We start from the raw sequence: 15,312 nt of genomic DNA on the forward strand, positions 1-15,312 counted from the left end.
AAATGGCAGCCCAATCCAGATAATAAATTGAACATTAGCATCAACGATGAGTGGTGGGCTGACCACTTCGAGGAGCTAACGGTGCGCTTTAAGGAATGGGTACTAAGCTAGTGACATTGTCATATCCTTTTCACGGGGGCTTTTGCTGACGAAGAGAGATGGAGAGAGAGAGAATGCGGAGGCCTAAGGACCGACCGCTCTTGTCGAGTCGGCCACCGCGTTCTTGTCTTTTATGTGTTTCCGCCGCGCGTTAAATCGCGCACACAAGTTTGAATGGCACTGGCCACCTCTTACGGCGTATCAGCGGCTTTTGTTTTTCGCACATTCTGGTCCATGTTTGAGATTCGCATAAGCGCTGCCGCAGCGAGCCTCTTTCCGGGTATCCTAAAGGGATACATCCAGCGCGCCAGACGCTACCGTCCACACGGCGCTCGCGCCGACCCGCTCCCTGGGACGCGAATTGCTTCGACTATCTCTTGGAGCGCGATCTGATGTGCGGGGAGATCGAACTGCCGCTCGTGAAGCCAGCGCAGATAGCGCATCGTCCAACCCTTCTTGCGAAGGTAGGTACGGCGGTGCTTGAGCATGAAGGCGCTCACCTGTTCACCTGTCGAGACCCGCAGCGCCTCAACCGCTGCGGCTCGAGCGCGAACGAGATCTCGCATCGCTCGTGACCTTCATCGGGAACCCACACCGACGTCAGTTCGCCGGCGCGCAGCAACCGGGCGGGAGAAACGGCGTCTCGGCGGTTCGTCTTCACCCTATCGCCCGGCTTCCTTGGGATCGGCTATGGCACCACCACTGTGCATTCATGGCCGAGCGACCGGATCAGGCGATAAAGGCCATAACCGGTCGGGCCGGCTTCATAACAGAAGCGGAGGCGGTCAAACCGAGCGGCGATCCGCACTATGACGCGGCGGCCGAAGCATCGACCTCACCGGAGAAGCGAACCTCCCCTACCGGTCTGCGTCCGCAATCGCGACGGCATATCTCAGCTTGGCCACGTCGATTCCGACAAACCCTTCCCTATAATCCGCCACGGCTCGTCCTCCTGTGATGAGGATCGGCTCGGACCGCCCGAGCAACCCGCGGACGCGCAGTGTAGGGCGAGCCACCTCACCGGCAGCGGCGGACATACGGTCCTACGATTATTAGACATTCCGCAGGCGTGTGGCGCAAAATGCCTCCGAGCGACGGCGGTTATCGGCAACGATGCAGGCTTTCACGCCGAACCTCATAGGCGCGGCGGCTATAACCCCGCACTCCACCTCCGGGGTATCGAAAGAATGAAGCTTCCGTCCACGCCGGCGTTGCTATTGTGAGCGGATTTGCGTGGCTCAGCTAAGCCGGGAGGCGAACACCACCTGCAGCGCCGCGTGCCCCTCGATCTTGCGGCGGGTGTCGCGGATGAACCGGTCAGCCGGCCGCGCAGGATACCCGATGCAGTGTGGACCGCACAGAACTAGATTTTTGCACCCTGGCTTGCGGCATTATTCCTCCTTCGCCCCGCACTATCAAGAATTAGCCTCGAGGGACGTGGCTTTCAGAATCCCGTCAGTTAACCAGCCCGCGCGAGATTGTCAGAATGGATTGTAATAATATCAGACAGAAGCGCATATGCTGTCTCCGTCCGCCCTGCTCCCGGACCTGATATCGTTACTGGTCCGAGCAACTCGGTATTGAGCGAAACCGCGTTGATACGACCTGCAACCGCTGCGAGCGGGTGTCCGAGCGGCAGTCGTTTTGGACTAACGTTCGCGACCACACTCCCGTCCTTGTCACGAATGGCGGACCCAATTAGCTTCCATCGGGAGTTCTCCTTAAGCGCTGCGACGATCTCATTGAGAGACAATCTAGAGATTCCTTCGCAAGCAACGTCCTTTGGTTTGAGGTTTGCACCTAGTAACTCGTTCGCAAGGATCACGACTTTCAGTCTAATGTCGTTTCCTTCGATATCCGAAGTCGGATCTGCCTCAGCGTATCCCAGCACTTGCGCTTCCTTGACGGCGGAGAAACGATCGATGCCGCTCTCCATCCGCCCCAGAACAAAGTTTGAAGTCCCATTCAGAATACCCTCGAAGCCGGAGATCTGATCTCCAATGAGCATTTTTTTCGCCATGCGCATTATTGGCGTTCCACTCATCACTGCACCTTCGTACTCGAATTTTACCCCCTGATTCTTCGCCAACGTCTTAAGCTCGCCAGCGGCAAGAGCCACTGCGCCCTTGTTCGTGGTTACGACATGTTTGCCGGCGTTAATTGCCCAACGGCAGTGCGTCGCCGCAGGCTCACCGTCTTGCGAGTTGGTAAACGTCGCTTCAACGATGATATCGGGCGGCGCTGACTTGATGATCTTTTCATTCTCTGCTTGGGAGCTACCGCCGGAAAGCTCCCCAAAGCCAACTTGAGCGAATTTTGACTCGATGATCACTTTCGGGTCGAGCCCATCGGGCGACACCACGGAACCAAAGCGAAGATCGCTGACTGCGACAATCCTTAAACGGAAGCCAAGTTCACGCTCCCATGCCTCGTTCCTCGTTGCGACAAGCTCCGCCAAAGCTTGGTTCACGCCACCAAAGCCGATCAGTGCAACGTTGTAAGTCGTCATGACGCTTTTCCAAGATAATTTGCCAGCTATCTATATTGAAGCCCGAACCACTAAAAGCAAGGTGTTAGCCAAACGAAACTGCGGATCGCTCTGTCCAATGTTTATCGCCATTCCGTTGGCAATTGCTGGCTCAACTTGGAACGCCGATCGAGAGCACTAACCCAAGCGCGTTACGACGAAGAGCACTCGACTTCGAAGCATCGCTCCGCACTCGAGCGTGATACTTTTCAGAGCGCTAGGCTATTCGCATGCACAACCCCGATCGTTGAAAAGAGAAGCCCGCTGCGGCTAAGGAGACTCTGCTTAACCGTAATCCCCTTCCAGTTTTCCTCTTCCGCTGAACGGAATCTGCAAGGCCGATTGAGACAAGCACCGCCTTCGAGGAGAGCCTCCTGCACCATCGAAATGCATCTAAGCTTGCATCCGGTCGTATTGGAGCTCGTTTCAGATCGGACTCGATTGGCGATTTGATCCGACGCGACCCCGCCTAGATGGCCGGCGTGATGATCGCGACTCGCTCCATTTTAGGGACGGCCGGCAAGAATAGGCGAGTTGGTCGAACGGAGCTTGGGCAAGACCAAACAAAATCATCTCTGCGTCGCTTGTCGTACATTTATAAGAACGGCGCAGCATCGGATAACCGGTTGGTACTCCGAAGAGGCTCCCGAGCATGCCTGTAGCGGGAGCCGCGTCAATTACTAAGTCGGTATTCACGACGTAGACACTATGACTCTCTAGCGCCATCGTTACAAAGCGCTCACCGAGCCCCTCTACTATCCCGGCTTCTACATCGGACGAAAGATAGGTGGACTCATACATCACGGGCACGCGATCATCGAAGATAAGCTTACGGACACATAGCATGGCCTGCTTAGGCGGCCCGAATGCGCCTATTGCTGGATCAGATATCTTTTCCCGCGTGATGGACAACAGCTGGATCGTCGCACCGTCAACAGTAGGTGCGGCGACATCGAGCCTGCGTAGCATCCTTGTCTGCTTCTTCACATAGGTCCCCTTACCTCTGAACGAAACGACAACTCCCGTGGTTTGTAGATCGTGTAAGGCTCGTTTGATAGTGATTCGACTGACGCCAAATTCCTCAGCGAGCATAGCCGTGGATGGGATGGGAGCGCCCGGCGGATAGGTATGGCTCTCTATTCGCCTAAGCACTTCCCCACGAACCGCCTCATACAGCAACGATGATGAGGTTCTTAATGGTAGCTTATTCACAAACCTTCTCCATTGCGTGTGGCCCAAAGCTGACGTCGATCCATGACAACTCCGGTGACGGATCAAGACCTCGACACGTTGCGTGTTGGCCGATCGTAAACCCACTCGAAATCTGAGACAGTCAAGCATGGGGACGTAAAGACGAGGCCCTATTAAGCTCGCGATTACTAATTGGAAGCACAACAACGCCGGCTTTGCTGCACACTCGATCTTGCGTCAAGTTTCTCGGCCGGCAAGATCACCATTGCATTCATAACCAAGCGGCTTGGGGATGCGGAGCTACCAATCCGCGCGTGCAACACGAACGGTTTTAGGCCGTCACAGTCGCTGCGTGGTGAGATTTGCAACGAGCACTCAAATTTCGACAACAGGCAGTTTGGCCGGTGAGAGTTCTGTCAAGAACTCAGGACCGCTCGGCGTAACCCTGAACACTTCTTCCATTTGAAACACGCCGTCGGCGGCCTCGAGCTTTGGCTCTACATGCAGAATCATGTCTTCCAGAATCATCTCCGTAGAACCGGCCATCAGAGACGGCGGTTCCGTCAGCGCCACCCCCGAGCCATGTCCGACACGTCCGGCGCTGCCGACATTGCAGAGCCTCCGAGCAGACCAAAGCTTGTCAAAGAACGCATATACGTCGTGTCCAGTCATGCCTGGCCGGATTCCTTGGGCCAGACGGAGCGTAACACCTCTTACGAAATCATACATCCGCTCTTGTTCCTGCGTCGCCCGGCCCACCTTAGCCATCCGGCTTACGTCGCTGATCTGATCGGCACGGCGCGCACCTATGTCGACCCAGACGAAGTCGTCGTGTTGCAGCCTGCTGTCCGAGTTCGGCTGGGCGTAGCTTTTTCCTCCCCGTCCAAAGCGAACCGGGAGCCACTCGACGCTGTCTGCACCGAGGCCAATCATGCGTTGCGTGAGCAATTGCCCATATTTGTATTCGCTCATCCCCAGTTGGAGGTCCAGCAACCCATCGAAAAATGCATCAGTCGCAATCTTGCAGGTTACTTTTTTGGCTTGTAGCTCGTGCTCCCCCTTAACGGCGCGCTGTCTCCAAATCAGTTCGGCAGCATCCGCCAACCGAAAGTAATGCGGGGCGCCGCGCAGAGAATCGACCAAGGCTAGCGATCCGCGGCCGAACATATCTTGTCCGTAATCCAAGCCGATGACAGATCCGTTCGGAAGCTCTCGCAGTAAGTTGCCGGCGCTCTCGAGGGCGGCTTCGGTGAACCCGTCATAGAAAATCGGATGCACATCCGGATTACGACCACAATATTCGTTACGTTGCTCGATCCGGTTGATCAGAATTGAAATCCCGCATTTGTCGCGCCGAACAATTCCCAGCAATGGACGCGTGTCGGAGATCCAGGATAGCGTTCGGAATCCTGTGTAGTACTCGAAATTGCAACGAGACGTAATGACAAGCGCATCGAACGGCGACTCGATCATGTTTTCCTTCAGACGAGAGATTCGACAGCTTATTTCAGCCTCGCCCGGCCAGGAGGGAATCGCGGTTGACATCCTTTGCTTCTCCATAGACGTCCATTGCATTAAAAGATGAGATACGGGTTCCGTACGCTTTCTTTGAACCGACCGGCTTCGGGCTCTCAATTAGAATGAACGACCTCATGCTCACCTAAGTTCGGGTTGTACTCAGCAAGCCGCGAAGCTCGCTCAATGAGCTAAACCGGTCGATATTCATCGCTGTCTCGACAATTTGCTCTCCATGCATTTCAACACGCGTCCCGCGCACATTATGCAGAAATTTTTTCTCGACGTCGGAAGCACTAAAAGGTCTGCGCCAATGACCGGGTGGCCACGCGACGGTTGAACTGAAATGCTGGCCGTCCTTCAAAGAGATCATTACTGACGACATACACTGGCCATGGCTCCAGAATGCTGCTTCAGCAGTGGGATCGACTTCGATTTGGATTTTTCTCATCAGCGCCGACACGCTATCGCTTGCCATAATCGCCGGAGAGTACCACTCCCTTCCCACCTCTATCGAAAGCAAAGCCATGGCTGAGACGTATTGCACCGAGAATTGAGCATCAATCCAGGAAGAAGGCGCGCTGTCTGAAAACCACTCAGCTATTCTTGAGAAACAACGAATCCGTAGTTGATCTACCTTCTTATGATCAATGTGATATACGTCGACGAGCCGCGAAATTGCATCAATCGTGGTATGAAAAAAGCCACAACATGGGAATGCCTTGAGCGATGTTTCTCTTGTACGCCACACTTTCCCAAGGCCTGCTGAGAGATGGGTTGGGTCGAATTGATCGGATCCAATTATCTTCGCAAACCCCCTTTCTGCATCGCTTAGCATTGAGAACGGACCGACGATGTCTTGACGAGCGCAGATGGCCGCATCGAGACCACCCAGAGCCATCTGACCATAGTTTGCTTTGAGAGCATGAGCTGGCCGACCGTATTGAACGTACCAAACGGGAAGACTTGTATTGGCAGCGGCATGCCCTAGAGCAGATCGAAATTGCTCCTCCGACCCGCCTGACACGACCATAGCGGCAGCGCCAGCTGCCAGGCCGTGCCACGCATGGTAGACGGCTAGTTTTCGATAGGTTTCCGGGCTCGCTCTAGTCGCATCATGAACGCGTACACCTGCCTCATAACCAGCAACGACTGCCGCGAGAAACTGCTGCGGTGTTGTATTGAGATGCTCCGCCATAGCTAAGGCTGCGGGTATTATTGTTGCGCTTGGATGACCAAACGTTGCATCCTCGTAGTCAAGCACATCAGACAACCAAGCGTTCAACTTAGCTGCCAAGGATGGCGACAGTCGCAAGGAAGTGCCGGGAACGCAGCAGCCGTTCGGTTGGTTTCCGGTACCATATGCAGTCAAAATCTTCTCGCCGAGAGGCGTGATCGTCCCCGATATGATACAGCCTAGCGTATCAAGCGTAATAAGCTTTGCCGTTTGAAGAACATCGCTCGGAATATCTTCGTACCTTAAATTGGTAAGAAAGCGCGCTAAACACCCAGCATCCTCGTGAAGTGAGCTGCGTGGAAAGAGGATGTGTTCAAATGAGGAGAGCGCCCCAGTTTTCTCAACGAAAGTGTCGGTTCTTTCTATCGGCATTGTCTTTCCCGCATCTAACGGTCTGTCGAATTGGCCTTTGCTAACTTCTCTAGTATGCGCCTTAAGATACGCAGCTGCGTCCGTTAACGAATGTCGGGGCTTACTCGCCGCATATGAAGGACGAAACTGGTGGACTGAGGGCCCCTTGCTAAGGGACGATGTTGTTCATCATGCAACACCACATCGTTCTTGGCTGCGGGTGCCAGTTGATAAGGCCTTGTGCTCCGTACGCAGCGGGTCACGTAGTTGCTGTTGCATGTGGCCCACTCGCATCTCCAGAAATTCGAGGCGGTCAAGCAGCAGGGCGACTGCCTTGCCCACCGGCTTCGGCATCAAATGGTGGTCCAGATCGATATAGCCGGAACCGCGAGACTGACTATTTTGCGACCGCACCACTCTTGCTGGGATGCCTACGACGGTAACATCAGTCGGAATACTTTCGTTGACGACCGAGTTGGCGCCGATACGCGCGCCGTGGCCGACCGTGATTGGCCCTAGGATCTTTGCACCTGCGCCAACCACTACCCCGTCCTCCAGCGTCGGATGGCGTTTGCCGGATGACCATGGCCATGTTGCGCTGCCGAGCGTAACACCATGATGGAGCGTCACATCGTTGCCAATCTCCGCGGTCTCGCCGATGACGACACAGGCGCCATGGGCGATCAAAAATCGGGAGCCAATCGTCGCGCCAGGATGAATCTCGACATTGGTTAAGAAGCGGCCGAACAATGATAGCAGCCGGGCGGAAAGCCGCCAGCCGGCCCTCCAGAAGCGGTTAGCAATCCGGTACCAGATCACAGCTTGGACACCAGGACAGGTGAGCAATATGTCCAACCGGCTGCGCGCTGCCGGTTCGCGCAGCCGGACGCCAGCGATGTCTCCGCGGATCAGAGCGAGCACGGTAGGGGCTCGTGGCTCACGGCAGCGGAACCGGAGAAGAAGATGCTGACCGTTGACGCGTCGCGCGCAACGTAGCAAAGAGCCCCTGCAGATATCGCGCCAGCTTACGACGATGATGTTGCGCTCGGCCTGCCCCTGCTCGACCGCATACTTGCGGATACGCGCGAGAGTCCTGAGCGCTCGCCGTACATTGACGTTAAACTGCTGAGAGAGCCGTGCGACAGCGGCAGAAGACCATGAACCACTGCCAAACAAAGTGCGATTGGAGCACCCAAGCCGAGGCGGACCGATCGATCGATAAATGCGATGATCGTTCTGTCCGTCGACGTGGACAATTGATTTAGGCGTCAATACATGATCACCGAGACTTGCATTTCTGTCAATGTTCGCGCGCGCGGCTGCGATCGCGACCAATGCGGAGACGTTATCCAGTTCTGAAAGCACGATACCGGTGTTGTGTCGGTAGAGCTGTTTCAGTGCAACCGCGACGTCCTCCAGCCCCGCGTTGGCAGCGCGCTTACCCAAGCAGTTCACAGCGACCGAGGCATGGCTCGCGCCCCCCTTGATTGCTGCGAGCGTGTTAGCAGTGGCGAGCCCGAGATCATCCTGTCCGCCAAATTCCAATTCGAGATCGGTGGTTGCGCGCAAACGGACGACAAGTTCATAAGCCGAGAGAGGATCGAGGACGCTAAACGTGTCGGAGACACAAAAGCGCCTCGCCCCCGAGGTCTTTGCGGTTGCGATCAGCGAGATGAGAAAATCAACATTAGCGCGGGAGGCGTCCTCGCCCGCTACAGCCACTTGAAGCCCTCGCTCGCGGGCGTAACTGACCACCCGGCGCACCCGCCGCAGCGCCAGCTCGCGATCACCACCAAGCTTAGCGGCGATTTGAACGTCAGAGGCCGGAATCGTGACATTGACCATCGACACTTTCGCCTCGATTGCCGCATCGACATCGGCTTCACGCATACTGCAGCAGCCGATGGTCAGGAGCGGAAGACCGGCCTCGGCAATGGCTCGGATAGACCCAATTTCCTCTTTGCTCAGTGCTGGAGTGCCTGCCTCGATCTCGGTGACGCCCGCCCGTGCCAATGCCTGCGCAATTATCAGCTTTTCGGCAGCAGTAAAGGTAGCGCCGGGCGCCCGCGCGCCATGCCTAAGCGTCGCGTCGCTGAGTACGATGGACGTCGTCTCGGAGCATTTGGCAGTATTCGCGGTGATCATGGGAAGCTCCTCCTCGCCCTTGGCCAAGTAGGCGTCGAGCAAGTCGCATGCCACCCTGCATTTGTCCAAGGTGTCCAAGAAACCGTAGTTCGCCGTGCAGCCGGATTGTAGCAAATTCGACAGTGTCGCAACGCCGACACCATCGCGCTTGCAGCTCGGAACTCCGGATTTGTCTCAAACCGACTGGTGACCTAATCGGACGATGCGAGAGGATTCATGTCCCGACCGCCGCTGACGTGCCTCGATGGTATGATGTAACACATTTGATACTGTTCTCGCGCGACCGGCCGGTTGTGCAAGCGTTGTACCGCGCTGGTAGGCCCTACGATCTAACTCGCGTGACCATACTTGCTGCCCTTGATTGATGACGGATCGTCGCAAGAATCCACTTTGCAGACCCGTTTCGATATCTCCACGGCGTCAGTGCCACGGAATGTGAACAACGGCTCCAGCGTGCGCGAGAGCGCTAGAATGTATCGACGATCAGCAACATACGCATCTTGTGGTTGCGCGTCCGTTCGTCACGAACGAAGTCCGTAGCCCTCGTCTCGTTGGTCCTGCCCGCCGCCTGTCCCGCAGCTTTGCCTTAACAGGACGCTTGGGCATCTTGTCAAGTAATTGCAAGGCCAGCCACACAATAGATGCGCCGACTCCAATCTGATTGACGAGCCGACTTTTCACCGCTTCAGACGTGACGGTCCTTGTACCGCAGCGCAGGCTATTCTGACAAACCATCCACTATTCGGCTTGCCTGGACGATGAGCCGCGAAACCGCTGGCGATCGACGCTCCCAATCGTGATGCATCTCATCAACGAGCTTGCGCTTCCGGACGTGCATTAGATTTTCCGACGCAGCGTATCCTGCCGGTTTTTCTTGTCGAGCCGAGATATGTCATCAGGTTGCGCAGCCTGTCGTCATCGTCTTCGACCTGCTTCAGCGGTTGGATCTCGGTCGGCAAACGCGCGTCATTCTTCTAAATTGAGTAGCTCAATTGGCAATCCTTTCGCAGCTGTCCATCACCAGCATCGCATCGGCGCGTGCTGCACAAGGAGCGACTCTTCCGCTCTAAAAACTTCGAAGCCTTCATCTTTCTCCGCTCCCTCATCACAGCGAATTGCTGCGGATGCCTTCAGCGAGAGCGCTCCCGTAGTAGGAGCTTCAGGCCGCCGCCGATTGGTTCGACGAAACGATGGACTAATTTGTCAATATGCAAATTCTCGAGCCCATCTATGTCTTCTCCCTCCGGCTTGGCGTGTTAGGAAACTTGTTCTCCGAAGTCGAACGACTCTCGATTCATCTGGCATGCAAATTCGTCACCCGGAGGAGCGTTGGGACCTGAGGAGGAGAGCGAGGGCGCTTGTGGCGCATGCATAGCCGGCCGATCGCGCCGTTGGTACTGTGTCAAAATGAGCAAGCGTACTTAGGAAATGCTAGTTCGTCATCATCGCGTTGCCCAGTCGCTATCAAGCGATGCCGTGCGATCCGGCGATGTGCGGATGCCTGACCAAGAAGGCCTCGCGCCAAGCTCCGGCGCGGCCGCGCGACCGATTTTGACGCTCGCTATGGTGCTATGTAGTCTACACTGCAGTCCAGTCGCTTCGCGCTGTACTTTGAATGCGATACCGGCCGGCCAACGCACGGGCGATCCGCTTGATAACTGCGGAGATTGCCTTTTCGACCAAATCCGTCGATTGTGGGCCGCGTTCGGCTTGGCGCACCAGACATCCAAGTCTGGTGAACGATCCGCTATTCGTCGACAAGCTACGCGGCCTTCTTATCCCCACCTGAACACAGTCAGCGCGGACACCCGATCGCGAGCCGCCGCTCTTGCCTGGCGTACTGGAACGTCGCAGGCACAGCTATGTACGCTTGCCAGCCTCCGCTGCTTGTTGCACTTGACGTCGTCTCACGGTTTATCATCGGCGTATGCTACAGGCGTTACCATGGTGACGCAGACCAGATTTGGCTCCTGTCAAGAACTTCGATCACAAAGCTCGGCACTCCTTATTGGCGGACTTGACGTTCGCGTAACTCGCAACCTTTCTTGTAATTGGCCAAGGCCTGTAGCAACGACGGCATGCAGCGCAGCTTCACTCCGTCCGGGACATGTTCTGGAGTGTCCAGCGACTTTAATGCCAGCTCGACCAATTCGATCGCGCGCTCCTTGTCGCCACTCTCGTAACAATACTGAGCAACCGCTCCATAAGACAAGAACTTATAGCCCTCGTCTTCCGGGGGATTCAAGGCAAGAATTTTCTCGGAGAGATCTCTCCCCATCGCGAGCCGCTCGGCGCGCGGAATATGGTCGTGGTCCTGCGTCGGATCAAAGAGTTGGCTTATAGCCTTTGTCATCCACAGCTCGGACTCTTTATCGATCGCATCGCGAACCAATTGGCGCATGACCAGCAGGCCGGCCTCCACGTCATGCAGTTTGTGAAGCAAGAGGAGCGCATGAGTAACACGGAACTCGATGCTGTCCGGCATCAGGACGATTCCCTCTTCGACAGCCGAGAGCGCCCTTTTCCAATCCTCAGTCTTCATCGCCGACCGCAGTTTGGTGTAGATCGGTCCGGTCATGGCTAGAATCATAACTCGGTTTTCGGATATCCGCTCGGCATCCAAAGCTTTAGCTTCATCGCTTTTGCGCCACACGCCAGCGACAACTTTAGGCAAGACATAATCGAGCTGCGTCGGACTACCGACGAAGGCGATGTGACGATCTCGGTCGACGACAAACGAGGTAGGAATCGCAAGCGAAGAACGGGGATCACTCCAAGCATTGCGCATTTCATCGGTATCAAGAGCAACCCGATAGTTCAGTCTCGACAGGGTCTCGGTCAGACATGCGTCGAACTCGATTCGCGGTTCGGCCGTTGTTGAAGCTCGCCACTGACTCGCGACTCCTATGACCTCAAGTCCGCTATCTCTGTATTTCCGTTGCAGCCGTGCAAGGTAGAGCATCGCCGCCACGGATGGTCCGCAGGAAGTTGCCCAAAATTCAATGATGTACACTACTCCGATTTGGAAACTCGTGAGGGGCTGTCCACGCAGCCAGCTCTTCACTATCATCGGGGGAGCTGGGCTCTCCATACGCAGCACAATGTTGCTCTCCATAATCTGGGCATCGATTTACGCAACCTTGCGAGTCGGCTCTTAGAAGAGTGCACAGACTTCCGCAGCAATGGGAGCGTCGCCCGTATTGCGTTTGCTCGCGCTCACGTTCGCTCAACGTTGCCATATCAAAAAAAGCAATCGCCGTGCCAGCCGCCCTCTGGCGTACTAGGTCTCCGATAGTGCCCCGCCCTCCTCGATATGGAGATCACCGTGCTGACCGTAGCGAGCTTTCGCGAGAGGCAACCGACATCTATTGAGATGCAACCGTGTCCGATCGCAGACGACAATGTCGGAACACCATCAACGGAGTGCAGCTTGACGGACTGACAGCAAGGCGCGCTCCCGTTCAAGCGGCGTCAGCCATCCTCCGAAACAACCGACGATGAGGCCTTGATCATTTAGACCAATCGAGCGGGCTGAGCGTTCGAAGCCGGCCGGCGGGCGCATTGTCGAGGACGCCCGGTCAACCACCGATGACGAGCGAGAAACACATATGGCATATCATCGTCTCTAACGTTCAAAAGCTATCTCCAGCAGCTACCTCTTCGTCGTGCAATTCATGTCTGACTTAAGGCCTTGAGCTCGTTAAGTGGCTGCAAATTCAAATGGCCTATCGCCGCGCATCCGATCTCGCGAGTGGCACGCCGATTGCTGGAGCAAGATCACCAGGGATAGACCGGCGGCTCTTTCGCGGATTTGGTGGGAGCGCCTCCCCAATTGATGGTAACGAATGCGCTGACGCCGTTTATCCTGAGACTAGCACCGCCGACGCGGCAACGATTCACGCACCGGCTGCATCATTGATCCGATGGAGATTGTTGCAACAATCAAAAACACCAGTGACCTGGCCGTTTGGCGGCGCTGAGCTTCGGCTCAAGCGAATGGTGCTGCATATAGAGGTGCGCTAAACGCGGCGTCGCCAGGTGGTTCTCTCGGGCTAAGAACCCCATGCTGAGGAAGGCGATCGTCGCACGATTCCGGATCACTTGTCTTCATGGAAGGATTAAGAATATGAAGATTGTCGATCATCCTTCGTGCCCAGCATCGATCGTTTGTGTTGGCAGGAATCGTCGTGGCAACTGGGTTGCTCGCGAACAGAGCGGCCTTTTTGGTGGTCTGTTCGCGAGCCGCACCCAAGCCTTCAAATACGCGCTTTTCCAAAATGGTCATCATCCAGAAAACATCGTCGAGGTGCCGCACGAAATCGAACTCGAGATTCCCTATCAGAAACCCCCGTCGACGGGTCATAGAAGATGACTCCAATATCTCTCGTACTCCCGTGGTCTCTCAAATATGCAGATTCTGACTACGTCAGTGTCACGATTCTAGTCTTCCACGTCGCAGGCAGCACGCGGAATTTCGGCACGACGCGTTTTCAGCTGCTTCACTAGAGTTCTATGGAACCTCGATTAACCCAGCTTCGTCGCGTCAACCTTCTAACAGAGAACCTGAGAGTCTCATATGATAGCGTCCTGAACCTACGTTAACTAGCATCCGATCTTGTTCAGCTAAGCTCTGATGTAGCTGAGGTGGTCAGCGCGATGTCTTGCCGCCAAGTATCTGCATCGCTATCATGCAAGACTCGTCAATGTGATGATCCTCCCCAAAAACCAATTGATAGGGTTAAGCTGCTTTCTGCTCCAACACCTCATACTACAGGTGTCCATCAGTTCGGAGACGATTCAAGACACCCCCTATCGACGAAACACCTGTTAGCATACGAACAAATGCGTTTGCCGTTTGAGCCCGAGGCCATGCGGCACATCCTCAACGCGCCAGTCGGCAAATGCCGCGGACACCACCCACCGCAAAAAAATGAGAGAGCGCCGAAATAGAAAGCTTGTCTTCCGCTGAAGGTGGTGATGCATTCGGGCCCACCAGAGAGGGGCTCGCCTTGCCTGTTTGCGAGATCACGAGAAGTCGGCTTTCGAGCGCCCCACTTGGACTGGTTGCGGACACGGCCTTGCCTAGCGCTCACAAATAGGCATCTGGCATTTTTTCTATGCCACTTCTGTGGAGCCAGTCACAACGAAGTTCAGACGACTAGGCATTATTTGAAGTGGGATGTCTCGAGTGGCACGACCGATCGGCAATGCAAATGTAATCTCATGCTGCATGTGCCTTGCCCAAAAGCCAGGCATCCAATTGAGCGGCGATCTTCGGATCCAGCAGACGACGTTTCGCCATCCACTCGTCATCAAAAATCGTACTAAGGTACTTTTCACCGCCGTCGACAACCATGGTCACGACCGTGCCGGTTAGCTCGCCTGCAGCGATAAACTCCAAGGCCTTGTAAATCGCGCCTCCAGTTGACCCACCGACTAGAATTCCCTTACGTCGAGCGATGTAGCGTGCCGTCTCGAAGGCTTGGGTGTCGGTCACCTGCACTCCATTATCGATGCAGCCGTAGTCCAGCACCGAGCCGACCCAGTACCCCGATGGTATGCCCGTGCCCGATTGATAGTAAGGATGCCCAGGCTTGCCAAAGACAATGGAGCCGGCTGGCTCCACGCCGACCGTGCGCAGATTCGGATTATGGCGCTTGAGGCGCTGCGCGATACCCGTGATCGATCCGCCGCTCCCGACGCATCCGACAAAAGCGTCGATGCCATCGGAAAGCTGGCCGATCAGTTCTTCCGCGAGGTCCACATAACCTTCCGGATTTGCCGGATTCTCCTGTTGGTTCATGAAGAGGGCACCGGGAAGCTGTGCGCCGAGCTGCGCCGCTACGCGGATGCGCTCTGCGACAGGGATTTCGTCCTCGGCAAAATCCCCATCGACGTAACGGATCTCGGCGCCGAGCGCGCGCATCGTCCGGATCTTGTCGGGTGCCGCATGGTGATCGACAACGGCGATGAAGCGAAGGCCAAATTCCAAGGCGGCTAGCGCGAGCCCTGTGCCAGCATTTCCGGAAGAGGATTCAATTATCGTGCCCCCTGGGGCAAGGCGCCCGTCCCTCAGCGCGGCGACGACCATGCTGCGTGCCATGCGGTCTTTCATCGAGCCGCCGGGATTGTTTTTTTCGAGCTTCAATACCAGGCGGACGTTGGGGTTGGTGACTTCTATTAACATAATCGGTGTCTGGCCGATCAATTGCGTTACGATCCTGGGCAGCATCATATCTCTCACTGT

At 55.8% G+C, this 15,312-nt stretch carries 8 protein-coding genes and 2 pseudogenes; 1 reads left to right on the top strand and 9 read right to left on the bottom strand.

Annotated elements, in window-relative coordinates; genetic code table 11:
- Window positions 1-431: 431 nt before the first annotated feature.
- From AC628_RS00005 to AC628_RS00035, 8 genes and pseudogenes are all read right to left on the bottom strand, one after another.
- A pseudogene (locus tag AC628_RS00005) lies at window positions 432-1,040 on the bottom strand (IS110 family transposase); the annotation flags it as partial.
- A gap of 518 nt (window positions 1,041-1,558) precedes the next feature.
- Window positions 1,559-2,608 carry a homoserine dehydrogenase gene (locus tag AC628_RS00010; RefSeq protein WP_074124677.1) on the bottom strand — a complete coding sequence of 350 codons (1,050 nt, stop codon included), beginning with the start codon at window positions 2,606-2,608 and terminating at the stop codon, window positions 1,559-1,561.
- Between the two features lie 444 nt (window positions 2,609-3,052).
- Window positions 3,053-3,967: a GntR family transcriptional regulator gene (locus AC628_RS46045; RefSeq protein ID WP_083632494.1), complete on the bottom strand. Its 915-nt coding sequence runs from the start codon at window positions 3,965-3,967 to the stop codon at window positions 3,053-3,055.
- 225 nt (window positions 3,968-4,192) lie between these two features.
- Window positions 4,193-5,362 carry a M24 family metallopeptidase gene (locus AC628_RS00020; RefSeq protein ID WP_210190135.1) on the bottom strand — a complete coding sequence of 390 codons (1,170 nt, stop codon included), beginning with the start codon at window positions 5,360-5,362 and terminating at the stop codon, window positions 4,193-4,195.
- 115 nt (window positions 5,363-5,477) lie between these two features.
- Window positions 5,478-6,941, bottom strand: a complete 1,464-nt coding sequence (locus tag AC628_RS00025; protein ID WP_074124680.1) for an MmgE/PrpD family protein — start codon at window positions 6,939-6,941, stop codon at window positions 5,478-5,480.
- 168 nt (window positions 6,942-7,109) lie between these two features.
- Complete coding sequence (gene cysE / locus AC628_RS41890; protein WP_245320957.1) at window positions 7,110-7,841, bottom strand: serine O-acetyltransferase; 732 nt, start codon at window positions 7,839-7,841, stop codon at window positions 7,110-7,112.
- Between the two features lie 87 nt (window positions 7,842-7,928).
- Window positions 7,929-9,065 (bottom strand): annotated as a pseudogene (locus tag AC628_RS41895) (hydroxymethylglutaryl-CoA lyase-like TIM-barrel protein); the annotation flags it as partial.
- Between the two features lie 2,005 nt (window positions 9,066-11,070).
- On the bottom strand, window positions 11,071-12,180 hold the full coding sequence (locus AC628_RS00035) for a TlpA disulfide reductase family protein (RefSeq protein WP_074124682.1): 1,110 nt from the start codon (window positions 12,178-12,180) through the stop codon (window positions 11,071-11,073).
- Between the two features lie 1,011 nt (window positions 12,181-13,191).
- Here AC628_RS00035 and AC628_RS00040 point away from each other — a divergent pair.
- A complete protein-coding gene (locus AC628_RS00040) occupies window positions 13,192-13,437 on the top strand; it encodes a hypothetical protein (protein ID WP_074124683.1) in 246 nt (81 codons plus the stop codon).
- An 849-nt stretch (window positions 13,438-14,286) separates the two neighbouring features.
- On the opposite strand, the gene AC628_RS00045 is transcribed toward AC628_RS00040, so the two are convergent.
- Window positions 14,287-15,297 (bottom strand): PLP-dependent cysteine synthase family protein, encoded by a 1,011-nt coding sequence (locus AC628_RS00045; RefSeq protein WP_074124745.1) that lies wholly within the window; start codon window positions 15,295-15,297, stop codon window positions 14,287-14,289.
- Window positions 15,298-15,312: the final 15 nt, after the last annotated feature.

The sequence above is a fragment of the Bradyrhizobium sp. NAS96.2 genome, from assembly GCF_001908235.1.
Taxonomy (GTDB): domain Bacteria; phylum Pseudomonadota; class Alphaproteobacteria; order Rhizobiales; family Xanthobacteraceae; genus Bradyrhizobium.

Bases quoted from the DNA above. Each gene is read 5' to 3' on its own strand.
- AC628_RS00010 (WP_074124677.1), bottom strand. From the start codon at position 2,608: ATGACGACTTACAACGTTGCACTGATCGGCTTTGGTGGCGTGAACCAA.
- AC628_RS46045 (WP_083632494.1), bottom strand. From the start codon at position 3,967: ATGCTTGACTGTCTCAGATTTCGAGTGGGTTTACGATCGGCCAACACG.
- AC628_RS00020 (WP_210190135.1), bottom strand. From the start codon at position 5,362: ATGTCAACCGCGATTCCCTCCTGGCCGGGCGAGGCTGAAATAAGCTGT.
- AC628_RS00025 (WP_074124680.1), bottom strand. From the start codon at position 6,941: ATGCCGATAGAAAGAACCGACACTTTCGTTGAGAAAACTGGGGCGCTC.
- AC628_RS00035 (WP_074124682.1), bottom strand. From the start codon at position 12,180: ATGGAGAGCAACATTGTGCTGCGTATGGAGAGCCCAGCTCCCCCGATG.
- AC628_RS00040 (WP_074124683.1), top strand. From the start codon at position 13,192: ATGAAGATTGTCGATCATCCTTCGTGCCCAGCATCGATCGTTTGTGTT.
- AC628_RS00045 (WP_074124745.1), bottom strand. From the start codon at position 15,297: ATGCTGCCCAGGATCGTAACGCAATTGATCGGCCAGACACCGATTATG.